This is a genomic window from Leisingera sp. SA32 (genome assembly GCF_056033425.1).
On sequence record NZ_JBVYHB010000003.1, the window covers coordinates 220,131 to 239,693 of the forward strand.

The 19,563-nt window shown below is 65.1% G+C and carries 20 protein-coding genes; 11 read left to right on the top strand and 9 right to left on the bottom strand.

All coding sequences use genetic code 11. From position 1 onward, the window contains the following. Positions 1-181: 181 nt before the first annotated feature. From pgeF to lgt, 3 genes are read right to left on the bottom strand one after another with little or no spacing between them, the layout of a single operon-like run. Complete coding sequence (gene pgeF, locus AC0IPL_RS06150) at positions 182-937, bottom strand: peptidoglycan editing factor PgeF (RefSeq protein ID WP_474272806.1); 756 nt, start codon at positions 935-937, stop codon at positions 182-184. Next, complete coding sequence (locus AC0IPL_RS06155; protein ID WP_474272807.1) at positions 934-2,004, bottom strand: class I SAM-dependent methyltransferase; 1,071 nt, start codon at positions 2,002-2,004, stop codon at positions 934-936. The genes pgeF and AC0IPL_RS06155 overlap by 4 nt, the downstream gene beginning before the upstream one ends. After that, on the bottom strand, positions 2,001-2,900 hold the full coding sequence (gene lgt / locus AC0IPL_RS06160) for a prolipoprotein diacylglyceryl transferase (RefSeq protein WP_474272808.1): 900 nt from the start codon (positions 2,898-2,900) through the stop codon (positions 2,001-2,003). Before lgt ends, AC0IPL_RS06155 begins: the two co-directional genes overlap by 4 nt. A 96-nt stretch (positions 2,901-2,996) precedes the next feature. Between lgt and AC0IPL_RS06165 the strand changes: the two genes are divergently transcribed. The 5 genes from AC0IPL_RS06165 (at position 2,997) to AC0IPL_RS06185 (ending at position 6,273) form a co-directional block, all read left to right on the top strand. Continuing rightward, positions 2,997-3,245, top strand: a complete 249-nt coding sequence (locus AC0IPL_RS06165) for an accessory factor UbiK family protein (protein ID WP_474272809.1) — start codon at positions 2,997-2,999, stop codon at positions 3,243-3,245. A gap of 384 nt (positions 3,246-3,629) precedes the next feature. Further along, positions 3,630-4,130 carry a type III secretion system chaperone family protein gene (locus AC0IPL_RS06170; RefSeq protein WP_474272811.1) on the top strand — a complete coding sequence of 167 codons (501 nt, stop codon included), beginning with the start codon at positions 3,630-3,632 and terminating at the stop codon, positions 4,128-4,130. 41 nt (positions 4,131-4,171) lie between these two features. Beyond that, entirely contained in the window at positions 4,172-4,987 is an 816-nt protein-coding gene (gene proC, locus AC0IPL_RS06175; RefSeq protein WP_474272813.1) for a pyrroline-5-carboxylate reductase, read from the top strand. Continuing rightward, positions 4,980-5,318: a tRNA-binding protein gene (locus tag AC0IPL_RS06180; protein ID WP_474272815.1), complete on the top strand. Its 339-nt coding sequence runs from the start codon at positions 4,980-4,982 to the stop codon at positions 5,316-5,318. Before proC ends, AC0IPL_RS06180 begins: the two co-directional genes overlap by 8 nt. A gap of 1 nt (position 5,319) precedes the next feature. After that, positions 5,320-6,273, top strand: coding sequence for a 2-hydroxyacid dehydrogenase (locus AC0IPL_RS06185; protein WP_474272817.1), 954 nt, complete (start codon positions 5,320-5,322; stop codon positions 6,271-6,273). Positions 6,274-6,297: 24 nt separating this feature from the next. Here the strand turns inward: AC0IPL_RS06185 and AC0IPL_RS06190 are convergent, their stop codons facing one another. Beyond that, a complete protein-coding gene (locus AC0IPL_RS06190) occupies positions 6,298-6,528 on the bottom strand; it encodes a hypothetical protein (RefSeq protein WP_474272819.1) in 231 nt (76 codons plus the stop codon). Positions 6,529-6,605: 77 nt separating this feature from the next. Then, positions 6,606-7,187 carry a thymidine kinase gene (locus AC0IPL_RS06195; RefSeq protein ID WP_474272822.1) on the bottom strand — a complete coding sequence of 194 codons (582 nt, stop codon included), beginning with the start codon at positions 7,185-7,187 and terminating at the stop codon, positions 6,606-6,608. 397 nt (positions 7,188-7,584) lie between these two features. On the opposite strand from AC0IPL_RS06195, the gene AC0IPL_RS06200 reads away from it, so the two are divergent. The 6 genes from AC0IPL_RS06200 to AC0IPL_RS06225 all read left to right on the top strand — a co-directional run bounded on the left by AC0IPL_RS06200 (position 7,585) and on the right by AC0IPL_RS06225 (position 15,907). Beyond that, on the top strand, positions 7,585-8,049 hold the full coding sequence (locus AC0IPL_RS06200; protein ID WP_474272824.1) for a hypothetical protein: 465 nt from the start codon (positions 7,585-7,587) through the stop codon (positions 8,047-8,049). 548 nt (positions 8,050-8,597) lie between these two features. Continuing rightward, positions 8,598-9,311 (top strand): trypsin-like serine peptidase, encoded by a 714-nt coding sequence (locus AC0IPL_RS06205; RefSeq protein ID WP_474272825.1) that lies wholly within the window; start codon positions 8,598-8,600, stop codon positions 9,309-9,311. 169 nt (positions 9,312-9,480) lie between these two features. Continuing rightward, positions 9,481-11,769: a glycosyltransferase family 2 protein gene (locus AC0IPL_RS06210; protein WP_474272826.1), complete on the top strand. Its 2,289-nt coding sequence runs from the start codon at positions 9,481-9,483 to the stop codon at positions 11,767-11,769. Between the two features lie 107 nt (positions 11,770-11,876). After that, positions 11,877-13,442, top strand: a complete 1,566-nt coding sequence (locus tag AC0IPL_RS06215; RefSeq protein ID WP_474272828.1) for a class I SAM-dependent methyltransferase — start codon at positions 11,877-11,879, stop codon at positions 13,440-13,442. A 116-nt stretch (positions 13,443-13,558) separates the two neighbouring features. After that, a complete protein-coding gene (locus AC0IPL_RS06220) occupies positions 13,559-14,932 on the top strand; it encodes a hypothetical protein (protein ID WP_474272830.1) in 1,374 nt (457 codons plus the stop codon). A 93-nt stretch (positions 14,933-15,025) separates the two neighbouring features. Then, positions 15,026-15,907 (top strand): hypothetical protein, encoded by an 882-nt coding sequence (locus AC0IPL_RS06225; protein ID WP_474272831.1) that lies wholly within the window; start codon positions 15,026-15,028, stop codon positions 15,905-15,907. Here the strand turns inward: AC0IPL_RS06225 and AC0IPL_RS06230 are convergent. The 4 genes from AC0IPL_RS06230 to AC0IPL_RS06245 form a co-directional block, all read right to left on the bottom strand. Continuing rightward, positions 15,891-16,838 (bottom strand): hypothetical protein, encoded by a 948-nt coding sequence (locus AC0IPL_RS06230; RefSeq protein WP_474272832.1) that lies wholly within the window; start codon positions 16,836-16,838, stop codon positions 15,891-15,893. The two genes, AC0IPL_RS06225 and AC0IPL_RS06230, sit on opposite strands and share 17 nt — an antisense overlap. A gap of 76 nt (positions 16,839-16,914) precedes the next feature. Next, positions 16,915-17,847, bottom strand: coding sequence for an AEC family transporter (locus tag AC0IPL_RS06235; protein WP_474272834.1), 933 nt, complete (start codon positions 17,845-17,847; stop codon positions 16,915-16,917). Positions 17,848-17,923: 76 nt separating this feature from the next. Next, complete coding sequence (locus AC0IPL_RS06240) at positions 17,924-18,721, bottom strand: MBL fold metallo-hydrolase (RefSeq protein ID WP_474272835.1); 798 nt, start codon at positions 18,719-18,721, stop codon at positions 17,924-17,926. Further along, positions 18,721-19,530: a TatD family hydrolase gene (locus tag AC0IPL_RS06245; protein ID WP_474272837.1), complete on the bottom strand. Its 810-nt coding sequence runs from the start codon at positions 19,528-19,530 to the stop codon at positions 18,721-18,723. The genes AC0IPL_RS06240 and AC0IPL_RS06245 overlap by 1 nt, the downstream gene beginning before the upstream one ends. Positions 19,531-19,563 lie beyond the last annotated feature (33 nt).

Genomic DNA, 19,563 nt, shown 5'->3' on the forward strand with positions numbered 1-19,563 from the left:
CCAGCCGCCGTACAGCGCCGCCGCCTGCGACCGCATTGTGCGTCAGGTCGTCAATGGGCTGATTTCACATTGTAAAATCTCAGCCGCTTGCTGGGCGTTTGGGCGCGGGCCAGGGAAATGCGGCGGAAGTTTTCAGCTTTGGCCACATTTGACATGGTTAACGCGGGTTAGGGGTTGCGCGCTACAGCCGGATGCAGGCGATCAGGCGGCCATAGTCGGCCTCCTTGGCGTGGGTGGCGCGGCGGTAGGAATAGAACCGGGCCGGGTCGGCGTAGGTGCAGTGGCGGGTCCATTCGGCGGCGCCGACACCGGCCGCGCGCAGCTTGTGCAGCCCTAGGCCGGGCAGGTCGAACTGGTAGCGGCCGCCCGCGCCATTGGCAAAGAAGCGGGCAAAGCCCGCATCGCGGGACATGAAATCGTCAAAGAATTCCGGGCCGACCTCATAGGCGCGTTGCGAGATGCTGGGGCCAATGACCGCAGCGGTGTTTTCGCGCTGCGCTCCGAGTGTTTCCATGGCCGCAAGTGTCGCCTCCAGCACCCCGTCGAGGGTGCCGCGCCAGCCGGCGTGGGCGGCACCGATGACGCCGGCCTGCGGGTCGGAAAACAGCACCGGCTGGCAATCGGCGGTCAGGATCGACAGCGCCAGGCCCGGCGTATCGGTGACCATCGCATCTGCCCGCGGTCGCACGTCCGAGGCGTCGGTCACCACATGCACATCGGCGCTGTGGACCTGGTTCACCGCGCAGAGGTTTTCGGGCGCGACCTCCATCGCGGCGGCGACGCGGGCGCGGTTGATATGCACCGCCTCGCGCTGGTCCGTAGACCCGAGACCGCAGTTCAGCCCCTGAAACACCCCGGAAGAGGCGCCACCGCGACGGGTGAAGAACCCGTGGCGGACCGGGCCAAGAAGATCAGAGGTGAGAATTTCCAGTGTCATGGGTTCAGTCCTGGCGGCGGTGCGGCCTGCGGCGGATAGAGGCCGATAATCTTGAACAGGTTTCCCATTTCCGAGGGGTGCGTCAACCGCCGATGTGCGGCGATCAGAGACTCCAGCGCCTCACCGCTGAGCGGGGCCGCCAGTGTGCACGCCCGGTCGGTGATGCCGAGCCGCTCGAGGAACACGCCCTGCGGGGTGAGGCGTGTGTGGGCGCAACCTGCGGTTTTTGCAGCCATCGCCAGCACTTCGAAATCCACATGCGCGGTCAGATCGGCGGTGCCGGGATCTGCCAGCACCTCGGCGGGGGCATGGGCGCGCAGGGCTTGCAGCGTGTCCCCCAGCGCCCGCCAATCGCCGTAGTCCACAATCAGCGCCGTGCCGCCGTGGCTGGCGATTCGGCGCGCGATGGCGGCGGTGATCGGGGCGGCGGCTTCGCAGAGTTCGACCAGATCGCCGTCCTGCGTGTCCGCCAACCGATCCGTCAGCGCAGGTTGCGGCGTGGCGGCGCCCAGCCCAAAGGCCAGCGCGCCGCTGTCGGACAGGCCGATGCGGCGCTCGCACCAGCCATTCCCGCTGCGGAGAAACTGGCGAATGGGCAGAGCGTCGAAGAATTCATTGGCGATCAGGAACAGCGGCTGCTCGGGCAGGGCGTCGACATGGTCGTGCCATTGCGGGGCATAGCCCGCCAGCGCGTCGGCCTGTGCCTTTCGCAGGGTTGGCGAGGCCTCCACCAGGTGCAGCTGCATTGCGGCGTGAAAGCCGGGCACGGCGCGGGTGGCGCGCAGCAGATCTGTCATCAGGGTGCCGCGACCGGGGCCAAGCTCAGCCAGGGTGAAGGCCGCGGGCGCCCCCTGATCCAGCCAGCTTTGCGCCAGTGCGAGGCCCAGCAGTTCACCGAACATTTGGCTGATTTCCGGCGCGGTGGTGAAATCGCCCTTGGCCCCCAGCGGGTCGCGAGTGGTGTAGTAGCCAAAGCGCGGATGCAGCAGGCAATCAGCCATGTAGTCGGCGACCGACATCGGTCCCTCTGCCCGGATGCGGGCGCTGAGATGATCGGTCAGGCTCATGCGGTGCGGGGCTCCGGTTGGCGTGCACGCAACAGGAAGAACAGGCCGATGGCAATCATCGGCAGCGACAGCGCCTGGCCCTGGGTGAGGCCAATGCCGTCGATATGCCAGGCCAGGCCCAGCGGGTTGCCGGGGGTGACGAACTGGGCATCGGGCTGGCGGACAAACTCCACCGCGAACCGGGCGAGGCCATAGCCCGCCAGAAACATGCCCAAGATGCGCCCCGGCGCGTGCAGGGCATTGCGGCGCCAGACCATATACAGCAGCAGCGTGCCGAGGATCAGACCCTCCAGCGCGGCCTCATAGAGCTGCGAGGGGTGGCGGGCGCAGAGCTGCCCCAGCGCCTGGCCGCAGTCTTGGGCCAGCCGACCGGGAAAGGCGACGCCCCAGGGCAGATCGGTGGGACGGCCCCAAAGCTCGGCGTTGATGAAATTGGCAAGCCGCCCCAACAGCAGGCCGGGGGCCACCACATGGGCCACCAGATCGGCCATTTGCAGGCGCGGAATCCTGTGGCGGGCGGCGTAGATCCAGGCGGCCAGCACCACGCCGAGCAGCCCGCCGTGAAAGGCCATGCCGCCCTTCCAGATTTGCAGGATCTCCACCGGGTTCTGCACGTAATAGCCGGGGTTGTAGAACAGCACCGAGCCGAGCCGACCGCCAAGGATCACGCCGAGGATGACCCAGGTCAGCAGATCCTCGACCTGTTCGGGCTTCATCGGGGGCTGCTGGGCGGGCCACAGGCCGGGGCGGCGCAGGGCGGCCACTGCCAGCCGCCAGGCGATGACGATCCCGACGATATAGGCCAGCGCATACCATCGCAGCGCGAACTCGAAGGAGCCGAGGGAGATTGAAAAGATCTCGGGCGAGAGGTCGGGGAAGGGGATCAGGGCCTGCATGCGGGATGAATGCCTTTGTGCGGTTGGGGAAGTCAACGGCTTGCAGCCGCGCCGATGGTTGCCCATATAAGGTGCAACCCTGTCACGGAGAAGACGATGCAGAGCCGCAACAAGATCCTGGACGACATTTCCCAGCTGATGACCAATGCGATGGGCGTGGCCCAGGGCGCCAAGGACGAGGCGGAAACCGCGATGAAAGGCATGCTGGATCGCTGGCTGGCCGACCGCGACTTCGTCACCCGCGAGGAGTTCGACGCGGTGCGCGCCATGGCGCAGAAGGCACGTGAGGAAAACGCGGCGCTGAAGGCCCGGCTGGACGCGCTGGAGGCCTCTGACAAGAGCTGACCCCTGGCGTCGCCGACGCTGCCGGAGCCGACAAGGCCCCATGGGCCGGACGTTACGGATTGCCATCAACCCGCTGCGGCGCAGGCTGTAGCGGGTTTTTCCGTGCCCGGCGCCGTCAGCGGGGCGCTGTCCTAGGGTAAGGCGCAAGATATGGGCGGCGATCCGCGCTAGCATTTCCCAGTTCTGGCCGGCATCTAGGGGGCTGTGGATAGTTCATCCACAAGTTATTGCAGTTATCCCCCAAATAAAGGGTTGCCAGAACTCTCATTCCGAACCACCATATCTAGTAGGGAGCGGGGATGCCTCCCCGAGCCTCAATATAAAAACTGGCCGCAGGGGGCGCTGCCACGCCCGTCAGGGTCAGGGATCAAGAGAGGTGGAAACATGGCACTATCCGAGCTTCAGCTGGAAGAGGACGTCCATCCCATCGACATCGTCGAACACCTGGCTTCGCATCACGATTGGGATTTCGACCGGGTCGGGGACGACCAGATCGCCATGTCGGTCGAAGGCCAGTGGCGCACCTATTCGCTGACCCTCGCCTGGTCCGGCTATGAGGAATGCCTGCGGCTGGTGTGCAGCTATGAGATGGAGCCGCCAGAGGCGGAGCTGCCGCGGCTTTATGAGCTGATCAACTGCATGAACGACCAGTGCTGGGAGGGCGGCTTTACCTATTGGGCCGATCACAAGCTGATGCTGTTCCGATATGGTCTGATGCTGGCGGGCGGCCAGATGCCGAGCCCGCAGCAGATTGATGCCATGTTGACGGCGGCGGTGGCCAATGCCGAGCGCTATTACCCGGCAATCCAGCTGGCGGTCTGGGGCAAGCGCAAGCCGGCGGATGCCTTGCAGGTCGCCATTGCAGAGGCCTACGGGCGGGCGTAAACCTAGCCCCGAACCTGACAATCAAGGGGAGGGGTTACACCATGGACATGACTGAGATTGCCGCGCGGGGGCTGGTGCTGCTGGGCTGCGGCAAGATGGGCTCGGCAATGCTGGCCGGGTGGCTGGAGGGCGGTTTGCCTGCCAGTGCGGTCTGGGTGGTCGACCCCAACCCGTCGGACTGGCTGCAAGGCACCGGTGTTCACATCAATGGAGAACTGCCAGCCGCACCGGGCATCGTGCTGATCGCCGTGAAGCCGCAGATGATGGGCGAGGCGCTGCCCACCCTGCAAAGCTATGGCAATGGTCAGACGCTGTTCATCTCGGTGGCGGCGGGCACCTCTATCGCGACATTTCAGAACATCCTGGGGGCTGAGACCCCGATCGTGCGGGCGATGCCCAATACACCTGCCGCCGTTGGCCGTGGTATCACCGCGCTGATCGGCAACGCCCATGCCGGCCCCAGGGATCTGCAACGCGCCGAAGGGCTGTTGCAAGCGGTGGGGCAGACCGTACAGCTGGAGAGCGAGAGCCAGATGGATGCGGTGACAGGCGTCAGCGGCTCGGGTCCGGCCTATGTGTTTCACCTGATCGAAACCCTGGCGGAGGCCGGCGTGGCGCAGGGGTTGCCCGCTGAGATGGCGATGAAGCTGGCCAAAGCCACCGTTGCGGGCGCCGGTGCGCTGGCAGAGGCTGCGGAGGAAGACCCCGGCCAGCTGCGTGTCAATGTGACCAGCCCCAATGGCACCACCCAGGCGGCACTGGAGGTGCTGATGGACGAGGCCGACGGTTTCCCGGCGCTGCTGAAGCGCGCGGTTGCGGCGGCGGCGGACCGCTCGCGGGAGCTGTCGCGTGGCTGAGATTTCCTTTGATGATTTCATGAAGGTCGACATCCGCGTGGGCGAGATCGTGCGTGCGGAACCCTACCCGGAGGCGCGCAAGCCCGCGATCAAGTTGTGGGTGGATTTCGGGGGGGAGCTGGGCGTCAAGAAAAGCTCGGCCCAGATCACCGCGCATTACACGCCGGAGGCTTTGCTGGGCAAGCAGGTGCTGGCGGTGGTGAACTTCCCGCCGCGCCAGATCGGCAAGTTCATGTCGGAAGTGCTGGTGCTGGGCCTGCCCGATGCGGAGGGTGAAATTTATCTGGCCGGGCCGGATGGCAAGGTGCCGCTGGGCGGAAGGATGCATTGAGATGAAGCTGTTGATTACACGGCCGATGACGGCCTCTGTTGAAGCGCGGGCGCGCGAGGCGTTTGCTGACGTGGAGATCCGTCACAGCACCGAGGTCATGCGCGAGGCGGACATGCTGCGTGCGCTGGCCGAGTTTGACGCGGTGGTGCCGACGCTGGGCGATCTGTTCTCGGCGGAGATCTTTGCCAAAGCGGGCACGCCGCGGTGCAAACTGCTGGCCAATTTCGGTGTTGGCTATAACCATATCGACGCCGAGGCCGCGCGGGCGGCAGGAGTCGAGGTGACCAACACGCCCGGCGCCGTGACCGATGCCACCGCGGATGTGGCGATGACGCTGATGCTGATGTCGGCCCGCCGTGCCTCGGAAGGGGAGCGGCTGGTGCGCGGCGGTGGCTGGCAGGGCTGGCATCCGACCCAGCTCTTGGGGCTGCACATGACCGGTAAACACGTGGGCATTGTCGGCATGGGGCGCATCGGCCAGGCGATTGCCCGGCGCTGTCATTTTGGCTTTGGCATGTCGGTGTCTTATGTGGCGCGGTCGGACAAGACGCTGGAGTTTCCGGCTGCGCGCGCCGACAGCCTCGCGGCCCTCGCGGCGGCGGTCGATCTCCTAGTGGTGGCAGTGCCCGGCGGCGCCGAGACCCGGCATCTGATTGATGCGCAGGTGCTGGCGGCGATGCCGGGCCATGCGCATCTGATCAATATTGCGCGCGGCGAGGTGGTGGACGAGGCGGCGCTGATCGCCGCGCTGCAGCAGCGCCGGATCGGCGGTGCGGGGCTGGATGTCTATGAGTTCGAGCCAGAGGTGCCACAAGCGCTGCGTGATCTCGACAACGTCACCTTGCTGCCGCATCTGGGCACCGCCACCGAGGAGGTGCGCAGCGCCATGGGCCATATGGCGCTGGACAACGTCGCGGCCTTTGCGGCGGGCGCGGTGCCGCCAAACCGCGTCTGAGCGGTCCGCTCAGACGTCTTTGGGCTAGTCGCGGCGTTCATCCCAAGCTGGATCGTCCCGCTTGATCTTGCGGGTCATCCAGACACCGGCGGGCCAGGATGCAAGCGCGGCGATGGCGACGCACACGGCAATGGATTGCCATGAATAAAAGCCCAATGTGAACGCGGCGATGATCAGTGTACCTGCGATGCAGGCCCCTGCCAGGCTGGCTATGTGAAAGCGCAGCCTGCCGGCAAGTGGATCGCGGACGGGCATGTGGGCCTCCTTTGGACGTGTCGGTTGCCCAAGTATAACACAAAACGGCCGGTCCGGGTTCCCGGGTCGGCAGACGTCTAGTCCGCCGCCATCGCCTGGCGCCAGTGGCGGCGGCACAGAGAGACATAGGTTTCATTGCCGCCGATCTGGACCTGGTTGCCGTCGGTGAGCACCCGGCCCTCATCGTCCTGTCGCACCACCATGGTGGCCTTCTTGCCGCAATGGCAGATGGTGCGCACCTCGCGCATCTCATCGGCCAGCGCCAGCAGCGTAGCGGAGCCGGGAAACAGCTTGCCCTGGAAATCCACCCGCAGCCCATAGGCCAGCACCGGCACCCGCAGGTCATCGACCACGCAAGCCAGCTGCCAGACCTGCGCGGGAGAGAGGAACTGGGCCTCGTCGACAAAGACCGCCGCCACCGGTCCCTGCGCCAGCCGCTGTTCGATGCGCACGAAGAGGTCGTCACCCTCGGCGAAGGTGTCGGCTTCCTGGCCGATTCCGATGCGGGAGGCGATTCTGCCGGCGCCGGCCCGGTCATCCAGTCGGGCGGTCAGCAGGTAGGTGTCCATGTTGTTTTCGCGGTAGTTGTGCGAGGCCTGCAGCAGCACCGTCGACTTGCCCGCGTTCATGGTGGAGTAGTGGAAATAGAGCTTGGCCATGGCGTGGGTTTACCCGCGGCGGCGGATGGGGAAAACCAAAACTTGGGCCGGATCGCGAATTTGGCAGCAGACTGTGGCGGGCTGGCGCTGGCTTCTGGCCGGGGTCGGAAGGCCCGCCGGGGCTGACGCGGCGGGGTGGAACAAAACCCCTGTAGGTGCCATCGTCAATTGCCCCGGTAGGCACAGTTCCGGGCAGAACAATTGCCCTGGTTGCAGAATGTCACTCACCCATCCCACATCGCACCGAACAACAGGTGCGTCTGCACCATGCCACTCGCTAAATCCCTGAAAACCTGAGGGATGGATTAGGTATCGCAATTCCTCTACAACTTGGTAATGGGAAATTAACCGCCGAGTTCCCCTTTGGGGGGCCGCGACCGTGCCAGGTAGGATTTTTATGGCTGAGATTGGGACGTATTTGAAAAAGCACACTGAGGCGCTGGTGAAAGATGTGGGCATCGAAGCTGCCTGTCAGATCACCGGCAAGTCCAAGGCGACTGTGGGGCGCTATTACTCTGAGAATGCGGAACATGCGGACCGGTTCATGCCGGTGGACGCGGTGGCCAGGCTGGAAGGTGCGGCCTCTTATCCGCATGTGACCTCGGCGCTGGCGGATCTGAAGAACATCACCCTGTCCTATAACGGCAACGGCAGCGCAGAAGAGACTGGCCGCAGTGGCGGGGTGAACGCCGACGTGATCGCGTTGAGCCAGCGATTTGCCCAGTTGATGAGCGAATACCAGGAGGCGATCGCGGATGGCATTATCACCGTGAACGAAGCCAAGCGCCTGTTGCGCGAAACCGTTTTGTTGCAGCAGGTGCTGCTGGATATGAAACTGCACCTGGAAGAAGAGAGCGCCTGAAGCATAGGGCACGCCTGCGTCGGCCGGGGGGGTGCCCACCTGCACCGCGGCCGGCTGACGCTTGCAGATCGTTACGGACACCAAGCCCCGGCCGCCGCGCCGGGGCTTTTTCATGTGCGTCTGCCGCGCCATGCAGGGCGGCTGCGCCGGGACGTCGGGTGGCGTGGGTGGCGTTAAACAATTGGGCGGCGGCTGCAACTTCAGGCGGTGCCAGGCAGCTGCGACTCGGGCGCGTTTTTGCCGCATTTGCGCCGCGAAGTTACCGCCACAGAGCAAAATCACCGGGAATGCAGAGGAAATCGGCAGGTATTCCTTTAACGAAGCCAGTCGGATTTTCGCTGCCTTTTCAGGTGTTTTTATTAAAAACATCGCGATGCATTAAGAAAACAAGGGCGTCTGGCAGCATCGGGGCGCTGTGGCAGGCGCGGTTTAGCAGTTTGTTAACCCTGCCACATTTCCCCCATGTTTCTGCCAGCGCGGCACCGCAGCCAGCCGCATTCCGGCCCCAGCGGTCACCCACGATGAGAGCAAGAAAAATGGAGTGGGTGATGAGATGTATTTTGGGAATGGCGGTCGCAGCCGCCTTGTTGGTCGCCGGCGGTGCGGCCCATGCCGAGGGCCGGGCGGCCCCGGTGCAATCCGTTCCGGGCTGGGAAGCGGTGGGGCGGCTTAATATCTCTGGGCGCAGCATGTGTACAGGCAGCCTGATCGCGCCCGATCTGGTGCTGACCGCGGCACATTGCCTGTACAGTCCCCGGAGCGGCCGGGCCGTGAACCCGCGGCGGATCAAGTTCGAAGCCGGGCTGATCGGGCGCCAGTCCAAGGCCGCGCGGCAGGTTGTGAAGGCGGTGTTGCACCCCGGTTACGATCACCGCAGCGGCGGAGAGGCCCAGAGCGGCGTGGACCTGGCCGTGCTGCGCCTGGACCGACCGATCAGCCCGCAGAGCATCCGGCCTCTGTCGCTGGCCGCAGCCCCGTCGCGCGGCGACCGGGTGGACGTGCTGTCCTATACCTATCACCAGTCGACCAGGCCCAGCCGCCAGAATGCCTGCCAGGTGCTGTCTGCGCGCCAGAGCATGATGGTGACGTCGTGTCGGGTGGATTTCGGCGCCTCCGGCTCGCCCGTGTTGCAGCTGCTGCCGGGGCGGCCTCCGCGTCTGGTGTCGGTGATCTCCGCCAAGGCGCGGATGGGCGGCAAACGGGTGTCGATTGCCACCGGGCTCAATCACTCGCTGCATTCGCTGATGCGGGAGGCGGGCTGATCCGATGACCCACCGCGCAGGCGGGCGTTGTTGCCATTATATCAATCGCGCCGTGGCTTTGGCCCCGGCGCGTGGGCTTGGCGGTTCCGGCCCGGGGCGCGGCGCGGTATGAACGGTGTGCCCGCCGCAACCGCGGTTCGGCCCATCCGTTCAGAGGTGTTACAGCAGCATGACCAGCCCGGCCCCCGCCGCCCGCGACGGCAAGATCCTTGAACGTGAGCTCAGCGCGCTGACGCTGGGCAGGGCGACGCTGCTGGACGCGGTGGTGCAGCCCCGGAACGGTGCCGCGGCGGCGCGGTTCTTCTTCAGCGCGGACAGTGCTGCCGACGGATTGGAACTGGCCGCCGCCGGGGGCGGGGCAGCCCCTGAGGTGACGCAGCACAACTTTGGCGGCGCGCCGGTGTTGGAGGCCGTGCTGACGGATGCCGCGCAGCCGGTCACGGTGCAGGTGGATGACGCCGCCTGGCAGGTGTCGCCGCAGGTGGCCGAGCTGGAGTTGCTGGCCGGGTTGAACGTGTTGGCGGCGGTGCGCAACGGCGAATCCCCCGAGATTGCGGCCGACTGGCTGAGGTACCATGCAGAGCAGCATGGCATGCAGGCGGCGGTGATTCTGGACCGGGCTGCACCACAGGCCAGCCACGACTTCGTGCGCGCCTTGCGGCCGCTGGTCGAAGGCATCGACGGGGTGCAGCGGGTGGTGGTGGTGCAGTGCAAGCTGCCCCTGGGCAAGCCGGACTTGCCGGAGGAGGCGCACCCGTTCAACGTGCCGGGCGCGCCAGGCAAGGACCGTATGGAGGTGCCAGCCGCCGATCCCTGGCGCGCGCCGCTGGGTGAGTTCCTGATCTATGAGATCCTGCGCGCCCGCTTTCTGGGGCAGGCGCGGGCGGTGGCCAATATCGACCTGTTCGATCTGCTGGCACCGGGCGAGGGCGACACTGTCTTTGACCGCGCTGTTGCCGCGCCTTCGGGCTGTGTGCGGCTTGGCGGGGTGCAGGCCTACCCTTGGCGGGTACGCCATGGCAGCGCTGCTGGTTTTGGCGATCACATCTGCACCCAGTTCGATTCCGATGCGTTGCGACCGCGCTGGTGTCTGGCACCTGCGCAGGCGCCGCAGGACTGCATCTGGCGGCTGGTCCGGGTGGTGGGCACTGCGCCCGCGCCGGATGAGGTGGCGCTGTTCTACCGTTGTATGGCGCTGCGACACCCGAGTGAGAGCATCTCGGCGATCGTGCCGAAGACCAGCCTGGTGGAGACGCCGCCCTTGCTGGCGTTGGCGCAGGAGTATTTTGCGGCAAAGCCGGTGCGCATCCCGCAGGAGCACCTGCAGCGCCCCAGTGGCGGCAGGCGGCGCACTGCCATCGTCACCACGATGAAGAACGAAGGCCCCTTCATTCTGGAATGGCTGGCCTATCACCGGATGATCGGGGTTGATGATTTCCTGATTTACACCAACGACTGCACCGATGGCACCGACACTCTGTTGCAGCTGTTGCAGGACAAGGGGCTGGTGCAGCACCGCGAAAACCCGTTTCGCAACACCGACCTGAAACCACAGCATGCAGCCTTGCAGGCCGCCGAGGAAGAACCGCTCATTCAGAACGCCGACTGGGTGGTCTGCATGGATGTGGATGAGTTCATCAACATCAAATGCGGCGCGGGGCGGTTGGAGGATCTGTTTGCGGCGGTGGGCGATGCCAACATGATCTCAATGACCTGGCGGCTGTTCGGCAACAATGACCAGCGTGACTTCACCGGCGATCTGATCCTGCGCGACTTTACCCGCTGTGCCCATGAGGTGACCCGCAAGCCGCATCAGGCCTGGGGCTTCAAGACGCTGTTCCGCAACGACGGTATTTTCAAGAAGCTGGGGGTGCATCGCCCTAAGGGGCTGAAGCCGCAGCTGTGGCAGGACATCCGCTGGGTCAACGGCTCTGGCCAGCCGATGCCGCGGGAGATGTTTCGCAACGGCTGGCGGTCGTCGCTGTCGACCTACGGCTATGACCTGGTGCAGCTGAACCACTATGCGGTGCGCAGCGCCGAGAGCTTTCTGGTCAAGCGCGACCGCGGCCGGGTCAACCATGTCGACCGCGATCAGGGGCTGGCCTATTGGTTTCGGATGAACAACAACGCCGAGGAGGAACGCTCGATCCAGCGGATGATTCCGGCGCTGGAGGCGGAGCTGGCGCGGCTGATGGCCGATGCTGAGATTGCCGCGGCGCATGAGCACGCCTGCGCCAAGCACCGCGAGAAGATCGCCGAGCTGAAACAGCGCGACGACATGCTGGTACTGTTTCAGGAGCTGACCAGCGAGCGGCTGCAAAAGCTGTCGCGGCTGCATGCGCATTTTGGGGCGAATGTGTTTCTGAGCGGTCCCGAGGTGATCCCGGAGGAGATCACCGACAAGGCGCCGGGCAGCGATTTCTGGTTCACGGTGAAGCGCGGCGAGACCACGCATTAGCCGCCCCTGCGCGCCGATTGACAGGTTTTTTGGCCGGGGTCTAAAATTCGCCATAAAGTTTCCGCACGTCTATTGGCCAGTTGTGGATCGTTCAAGGGGCAGAAAACATGGGACTTCCCACCATAGCGTCGCTCTGGGTCGGGCCTGAGCTCAGCTGGCTGGAACAGCTGTGCCTGAAATCCTTTGTCGACCATGGCCACCCGGTGATCCTGTACACCTATGACAGCGTTCAGGGCGTGCCCGAGGGTGTCCAGATCGCCGACGCCAACGAAATCCTGCCCGCCGACCGCATTATCCGCCATGCCCGCACCGGCAGCTCGGCCTATCACGCCGACGTCTTCCGGCTGCATATGTTGCGCCAGACCGATTACATCTGGGCCGACACCGACGCCTATTGCTGCCAGCCCTGGACGATCAAGGGCAAGCATTTCCACGGCTGGATCTCCGACGACAAGCCAATGGTGAACAACGGTGTGCTGCGGCTGCCCAAGACGTCGAAAACGTTGAAGGCGATGCTGAAGTTCACCAGCGACGAATACCCCATTCCGCCTTGGTACAGCGCCGAAAAACAGGCCGAGTTGCAGGCGTTGAAGGATGCCGGGCAGGGGGTGCATGTCTCCTTGCTGCCCTGGGGGGTCTGGGGACCGGACGCGCTGACGTGGTTTTTGCAGGAGACCGGCGAGGTGGCGCAGTCGCGGCCCGGCCATGTGATCTATCCGGTGCCGTTCAAGCTGGCGGGGGTGGTGTTGAACCCCAACCGTGCCAACAAGGCGCGCGGGTTTATCCGCGACGATACGCTGTCGATCCATTTCTGGGGCCGCCGGTTCCGCAATATTGCCGCCAAATACGGCGGCGTCCCGGCACTGGGAAGTTACGTGCATGACCTGCTGACCAAACACGGCATCGACACCGAGGCGACACGTCATCTGCTGGAACCCGCCGCCGAGGAGGAGACCATGGCCCCCATTGACCCGGAAACGCTGGATTTTTCCATGTTCGGCGACCAGGACGTGGCCAACATCCTTTTGCAGCGCTCTGAGCTTGCCGCCTCAGGCCAGACGATCAAGGATTGGATGGCAGGGGATGAGGCGCTGTTGCTGCAAGAGGCCCGCGCGCAGCGGGATCAGATCCTGGCGGACTCGATCCGCATCGCCGAGCGCGAGTGCGGCTTTTTCCTGAATGCGACCGATGACATCGCGCCCAAACGCGCTGCCGACATCGGCTGCGGCTATGCCTTTGCCAGTCTGCTGCTGCATCGCCGCTATGGCTGCGAGCTGGTGCTGATCGACATCGAGGAGGGCAATGGCCGCCACTTCGGTTTTCAGGGCGAGGCAGCGGGGTACACCAGCCTCGAGACCGCTCGCGCGTTCCTAGAAAAGAACGGCGTTCCGTCAGACAAAATCACCACGCTCAACCCCAAGACGCAGGATGCCGACGCGCTGGCGCCGGTTGATTTGGTCATCAGCCTGGCCTCCTGCGGGTTCCATTACCCGGTCGGCACCTATGAGACGCTGTTTTCCAAGCAGATCACCGCCGGCGGCGGTATCGTGCTGGACATCCGCAAAGGGTCGGGCGGGATCGGTGCGATGAAGGCCTTTGGCGCGGTGGAGGTGCTGGAGAAACATGCCAAATACTCCACCGTGCTGACACGGGTTGCGGCAGCTGACACCTGATCGGGGGAGGGCTTTAACCCTTTGCGGTTAGGGTCGTCTGCAACAGGTCACGCGCTGATGGCGCGGCGGCAAGGGGGCCCCCCCCGTAGGGCGGGCAGAAAGGGTGAAGGGCCGTAATGATCGCGGAGCATGTGGATTTCAAATCGGTGCTACCGGCGCTGGACGTGGACGAGGTGCGCAGCGTGGCCGATGTCAACGGTCAGGCGGTGGCACTGTGCGTCCTGTTGCACCAGCGTTATGGTTGCCGCCTGACCTATGTGAGCCTCGACCGCAAGGGGCGGTACGTGCCGCCGGATGCCGACAGCCTGCGCGCCTGGCGGGCAGAGCTGGCTGACGCCGGTGTCGACGACGAGGCGATCCAAGTGCAGGATAGCGCACAGCCGCAGCAGAGCCATGACGTGATCCTGGCGCTGAACAGCTTTGGCGTGCGCCACAAGATCCAGAATATGAAACCGCTGCTGGACCAAGCCCTGCATCCGCTGAGCCGACTCGTGATCGAGATCCGCAAAGGTTCGGGTAGCTATCCGTTTCTGAAGGCCTATGGCAGTTGCAACACGCTGCTTGCGCCGCAGGCAGAGCACACCGGACTGGCGGTTTTGTCGCCGGAACCGCAGCAGGTGCAGCCACCCTCCGGGGCGTGGTCGGCGCTGGCGCGACAACTGGCAGGGGACGAGGGGTTCTTCGACGAGCTGGAAGAGCACTCCTTTTTGTTCATGCCGCGGGGGCGCACGCTGGTTGTGACCTTTGACAACCTTGATATTGCGATGACCAAGCGCGAGGACCGGCGGCCCTGGGGCTTCAGCTTTATCGAGGCGCAGGGCTGGTCGATGCTGGGGGTGATGGCCAACGGCTGGACCTGGTTTCGCCACGCGGAGGTCACCGCCAAATTCGAGGCGTTGCGCGACAGCGGCTTTTTCGAGCGTTTCGACCGGGTGGTGTTCTACGGTGCCTCCATGGGGGGCTACGCGGCGGCGGCCTATGCGGCGGCGGCGCCGGGATCAACGGTGTTTGCGATCAGCCCGCAGTCGACCCTCGACAAGAGCCTGGTACCCTGGGAGATGCGCTACAAGAAGGTCTGGGAGCGGGATTTCTCTGGTCCCTTCGGCGACGCTGCGCTGGCCAGCCAGGGCGCGGGGGAGGTGCATGTCATGTTTGACCCTTACGTTGCGCCGGACGCGGGCCACGCGGCGCGGTTCACCGGTGCCAATGTCACCTTCTGGCGCTGTCCGTTGCTGGGGCACCGGCTGGGATCGTCGTTGCAGCAGATGGGGATCCTGCAGGACATCGCCACCGGCGCGATCAGCGGCAGTCTGACCCCGCAGCAGTTCCGGCGGCTGTTGCGGCGGCGGCACGATTTTGCGCGCTATCAGCGCGAGCTGGCCAACCTGGCGCTGGAGCGGGGCCATCCGCAGCTGGCGCGGAAGGTCTGCGATTACGTGCTGCGTCAGCGCGACGACCGCTATTTTCGACGCCTGCGGCAACGGTTGTGATCGCCGTGGGCATATGCGATGCAAGAGCCCGGATCGCCGCGGGACACCAGCCGTTGCCCGCCCGGCCAGACACGGACTGAGGTAACCGGCACCATGCGTGACATCACCATCGCCCTGCACGTCGGAGCGCCAAACACCGACAACGGCCAGCTGACCTGGTCGCTGCGCAAGGACGCGGAGCGGCTGTTGGACCAGGGTGTGATGATCCGGCGGCCGGGCACCTATCTGAAGGCGGTCACCGACATGCTGCGCAAACAGGAGCAGGATTTCGTCACCGATCAGGAACGCGACGCGCTGCTGGCGCATCTGGTCAAGGACCATGATGTCGATCGGCTGATCCTGACCAGCTCCAGTTTTCTGGGGGTGCCGGGCTGGATGCTGAGCGGCGGCCAGCTGTTTCGCAACGCAGGCCGCAACACCGCGGCGCTGCGGGGGCTGTTTCCAGAGAACCCTTGTGAATTCTTCCTGGGCCTGCGTGATCCGGCGACGCTGATCGGGCCGGTGTTTCGCTCGCAGTCCAGCCGCACCTGGCAGGAGTTTGCGGGCAAGGCGGATTTTCTGAACCTGCGCTGGTCGGAGGTGATTTCCGACATTCAGGCGCGCAATCCGGGCTGCCGGGTCACCGTCTGGTGCAACGAGGAAACGCCGGTGATCTGGCCCAATATCCTGGGCCATGTGACCGGGCTGGGTGACCGGTTCCGCTTCTCGGGGGAGTTGGACATCACCCGCGGCATCATCTCGGAAGCAGGGTATGAGCGGTTGGAGACCTATCTGGCGAGCCGCCCCGGCCTGAGCGAAGAACAGCGCGAGCGGGTGCGGGAGCTGTTCCTGACCTATTTTTACAGCGAGGACGCGGTGGAAGAGGAGATCGACCTGCCCGGCTGGTCGCAGGCGCTGGTGGATCATATGGGCGAGGCCTATCTTGCCGATACCGAGCTGATCCGAGCCATGCCCGGCGTCACTTTTGTGAGCTGAGCGCCCCGCGCCGGTACACCGGGCGCATCAGAATGGCGGTCAGGTACATCGGCACCTGATAACAGCCGAGAAAGATCAGCAGCGGCTCTGTGGTGGCTGCGGGCAGGGCGATCAGGAACAGAGCAAAGTTGCGGTTGCCGGCGACCACGGAGACAGCCACCGCGCCACTGCCCGCGCGTCGGCGCATCACCGCGTAGGTCAGCATCTGCAGGCCGAGGTTGGCGACCAGGGCAAACCCCATCCAGCGCAGGACCAGCCACGGGTCCTGCCGCAGGGCAGGCCCCAGTGCCGCCATCAGCGCCACCACGATCACCGCCAGCGCGATCACTGTCAGACCGTCGATGGCGGCGGCCTGATCGGCGCTGAGCTGCGGCCGGGTGAACCGCCGCAGCAGAAATCCCGCGGGCACCACCAGACCGAGGGTCGCCACCAGCCGACTGGCGGCGTGCAGAACCTGGGTGAGGGTGTCCAGACCGCCCAGACCGGGGGTCAGCAGGAAGACCGGGATCACCGTCAGTGGCATCAGGGCGGTGCCCAGGATCAACAGCCGGAAAGCGGCCTCCGGCGGGTGCCCCAGCAGCGCGGTGATATTGGCGCTGCCGGTCACCGACGGCGCGCTGAGCATCAGGATCAGGGCCAGAACCGCTGGGGTAGCAGAAAGGCCCAGCAGCGTCGCCAGCCCCAAGGCCAGCAGGGGCAGCGCCAGTTGCAGCAGCGCCACCGCCGATAGGGTGCCCAGCCCGTCCCGCAGCCCGCCCGCAGCCCGGCCCAGTCCGATCCGATAGGCGTTCAGGAACAACAGCGCGGCCACCATCTGCGGCAGCCAGGGCCGCAGCACCGCTGCCAGTCCGGGCAGCAGCAAGCCAGCCAGCAGCCCCAGCACCAGCGCAGACCGACCATGGCGGGCGGCAAGCGCCAGCAGGCCCGTCATCGGACCGAGCCCGATGCCAGTGGTCGGCTGCTCTCGCAGCGCCGCGATGACCTAATCGAACGACGCAGCACCCCGATCATGCCAGCAGCAGCAACCAGAACCAGATGGTGAAGATGCTGACTCCGGTGGCGATCAGAACCGAGGAGGCCGCCACCCGTTTGGCGCGTCCATACATGCTGGCAAAGATATAGCCGTTGAACCCGGTGGCCATGGAGGCATTCAACACGCCCGAGCGGAACAGATCCTGCGGCAGTGCCAGCGCCGAGCCCATCAGCCAGACGATTGTCGGGTGGATCATCAGGGAGGTAAAGCAGACGAATAGGATCGCGCGCAGATCGCCCTCGGGTCGGTATTGCACCAGCACGCCCCCCAGCGCGAACAGCGCGCCGGGCAGGGCGGCGCGGATCACCAGCGACAGCGCCTCATCCACCACCAGCGGGATGGTGATGCCGGAAAAATTCACTGCAAACCCAAGGGCGATCCCGAGGATCAGCACATTGCGGAACATCGCGTTCAGCACCGCGGAGACGGTCTTGACCCCGCCCGCACCCCGATTGCGCAGGATCTCCATCACGGTGATCCCAAGGCCGTAGCAGAACGGCGAGTGAAAGGCGATGATCGCATAGTTGCCGGTCAGGTTCTCCGCACCAAAGGCGCGTTCGGTGATCGGCAGCCCCAGCAGCACCGAGTTGGAAAACAGGCAGCAAAAGCCGATCACAACGCAGTCTTCCCAGTCGCGTTTGAACAGGATGCGGGCGCCGAACAGGCCAATCATGAAACAGGTGAAGGCGCCGGTGTAAAAGCTGGCCAGCAGCCGGGGGTCAAAACTGGCCGACAGATCCAGCGTGGCGATCGCCTTGAACAGCAGGCAGGGAATGGCAAAGCTTTGGGTGAACTTGGCCAGCCCGTCGATGTGGCCTTGGGTGAAGAACCCCTTGCGAGTCGAGATGTACCCGGCTCCGATCACCAGAAACACTGGCAGAATGACATCAATCAGGGTTTGAAACACGGGCGGGGTCCTTGGGAAAATCGGGGTGATGCAATGGGGTGGCTCAAATGCGTGCCAGCTGTTGCGCGGTGCCGCTTCAGTCCTCCAGTCGGATCACCATGCCGTCATAGGCCGGGGTGATATGGTCCGGGGTTTCGGCCGCGACCGTGGCGTAATCCATGTCGTTGTGCATGTTGGTGATGATGCCGCGCCTTGGGGCCATGCGCGCAAACCACTCCAGCGCCTCGGCGAGGCAGAAATGCGTCGGATGGGGGCTGCGGCGCAGACCGTCGAGGATCCAGACGTCGAGATTTTCCAGCTCGGGCAGGGCGGCATCGGGAATGGCAGAGACATCCGGCAGATAGGCCAGACCGCCGATGCGGAAGCCCAGCGAGTCGATGGACCCATGTTCGACCTCGAACGGGCGAAAGGAAATCTCGCCACCGGGGCCGTTGATCGTGAACGGGCCGGAGATACTCCTGAGGTCGAGGATCGGCGGGTAGGGGGAGCCTTCGGGCTGCACGAAGACATAGCCAAAGCGGCTCAGCAGGTCATTCTGGGTGGGGCCGTCGGCATAGACGGGAATGCGCTGGCGCATGTTGAAATAGACCATGCGCAGATCGTCGATGCCGTTCATGTGGTCGGCATGGGAGTGGGTATAGACCACCGCATCAAGGCGGCTGACGCCGGCGTCCAGCAGCTGGTTTCGCATGTCGGGCGAGGTATCGATCAGCACCGAGGTGGTGCCGTCGGGGCCGTCGCGCTCGACCAGCAGCGAACAGCGTCCGCGACGATTGCGGGGGTTGGCGGGATCACAGTCGCCCCAATGGCCACCGATGCGCGGCACCCCACCGGACGACCCGGAACCAAGGATGGTGAAGCGCATCTCGGTCATCACGCGGCGGCCTCATACTGGGCGGCCTTCCAGAACAACCGATCAAAATTCGCCTGCGTTTGGGCGGCGAAATCGGCGTAGTCCATGCCAAAGACCTCCGCCCCGACCTTGGCAGTGAAGGCGGTGTAGGCGGGCTCGTTGCGTTTGCCGCGGTAGGGCGGCGGCGCCAGGTAGGGGGCGTCGGTCTCGACCAGGATGCGCTCCACCGGGGCGGCGGCGAAGATGTCGCGCAGCTCCTGGCTCTTGGGGAAGGCGGCGATGCCGGACATCGACAGGTAAAACCCGAGATCCAGCGCCGCGCGGGCCAGCTCGGCGGAGGAGGAGAAGCAGTGCATCACGCAGCTGTAGGCACCGTTGGCCATTTCCTCGGTCAGGATGCGGGCCATGTCGTCATCGGCGGCGCGGGCGTGGATGATCAGCGGCAGGCCGGTGTCGCGCGCGGCGGCAATATGGGTGCGCAGGGACTGCTGCTGCACCGCGGCGCTGTCGGCGGTGTAGTGGTAGTCCAGCCCGGTTTCGCCGATGCCGACGAACTTGGGGTGTTTCGCCAGCGCCGTCAGCTCATCCACCGTGACCAGCGGCTCTTCGGCGGCGCTCATCGGGTGGGTGCCTGCGGCGTAGAACACCGGCGCATGGGCTTCGGCGATGGCGCGCACGGTGGGTTCGTTCTTCAGCTTGGTGCAAATCGTCACCATCCGGGTGACACCGGCCGCGGCGGCGCTGGCCAGCACCTCGTCCAGCTTGCCCTCGAAATCGGGGAAGTCCAGGTGGCAGTGGCTGTCGGTAATCTGGGGGGTAGTCTTGGTCATGGATCCTCTGGCGCGACATGTCCGGCGCCGGGC

Excerpts from the sequence above, each read along its gene's own strand:
- pgeF (WP_474272806.1), bottom strand. The coding sequence starts at position 937 with ATGACACTGGAAATTCTCACCTCTGATCTTCTTGGCCCGGTCCGCCAC.
- AC0IPL_RS06155 (WP_474272807.1), bottom strand. The coding sequence starts at position 2,004 with ATGAGCCTGACCGATCATCTCAGCGCCCGCATCCGGGCAGAGGGACCG.
- lgt (WP_474272808.1), bottom strand. The coding sequence starts at position 2,900 with ATGCAGGCCCTGATCCCCTTCCCCGACCTCTCGCCCGAGATCTTTTCA.
- AC0IPL_RS06165 (WP_474272809.1), top strand. The coding sequence starts at position 2,997 with ATGCAGAGCCGCAACAAGATCCTGGACGACATTTCCCAGCTGATGACC.
- AC0IPL_RS06170 (WP_474272811.1), top strand. The coding sequence starts at position 3,630 with ATGGCACTATCCGAGCTTCAGCTGGAAGAGGACGTCCATCCCATCGAC.
- proC (WP_474272813.1), top strand. The coding sequence starts at position 4,172 with ATGGACATGACTGAGATTGCCGCGCGGGGGCTGGTGCTGCTGGGCTGC.
- AC0IPL_RS06185 (WP_474272817.1), top strand. The coding sequence starts at position 5,320 with ATGAAGCTGTTGATTACACGGCCGATGACGGCCTCTGTTGAAGCGCGG.
- AC0IPL_RS06190 (WP_474272819.1), bottom strand. The coding sequence starts at position 6,528 with ATGCCCGTCCGCGATCCACTTGCCGGCAGGCTGCGCTTTCACATAGCC.
- AC0IPL_RS06195 (WP_474272822.1), bottom strand. The coding sequence starts at position 7,187 with ATGGCCAAGCTCTATTTCCACTACTCCACCATGAACGCGGGCAAGTCG.
- AC0IPL_RS06200 (WP_474272824.1), top strand. The coding sequence starts at position 7,585 with ATGGCTGAGATTGGGACGTATTTGAAAAAGCACACTGAGGCGCTGGTG.
- AC0IPL_RS06205 (WP_474272825.1), top strand. The coding sequence starts at position 8,598 with ATGAGATGTATTTTGGGAATGGCGGTCGCAGCCGCCTTGTTGGTCGCC.
- AC0IPL_RS06210 (WP_474272826.1), top strand. The coding sequence starts at position 9,481 with ATGACCAGCCCGGCCCCCGCCGCCCGCGACGGCAAGATCCTTGAACGT.
- AC0IPL_RS06215 (WP_474272828.1), top strand. The coding sequence starts at position 11,877 with ATGGGACTTCCCACCATAGCGTCGCTCTGGGTCGGGCCTGAGCTCAGC.
- AC0IPL_RS06220 (WP_474272830.1), top strand. The coding sequence starts at position 13,559 with ATGATCGCGGAGCATGTGGATTTCAAATCGGTGCTACCGGCGCTGGAC.
- AC0IPL_RS06225 (WP_474272831.1), top strand. The coding sequence starts at position 15,026 with ATGCGTGACATCACCATCGCCCTGCACGTCGGAGCGCCAAACACCGAC.
- AC0IPL_RS06230 (WP_474272832.1), bottom strand. The coding sequence starts at position 16,838 with ATGACGGGCCTGCTGGCGCTTGCCGCCCGCCATGGTCGGTCTGCGCTG.
- AC0IPL_RS06240 (WP_474272835.1), bottom strand. The coding sequence starts at position 18,721 with ATGACCGAGATGCGCTTCACCATCCTTGGTTCCGGGTCGTCCGGTGGG.
- AC0IPL_RS06245 (WP_474272837.1), bottom strand. The coding sequence starts at position 19,530 with ATGACCAAGACTACCCCCCAGATTACCGACAGCCACTGCCACCTGGAC.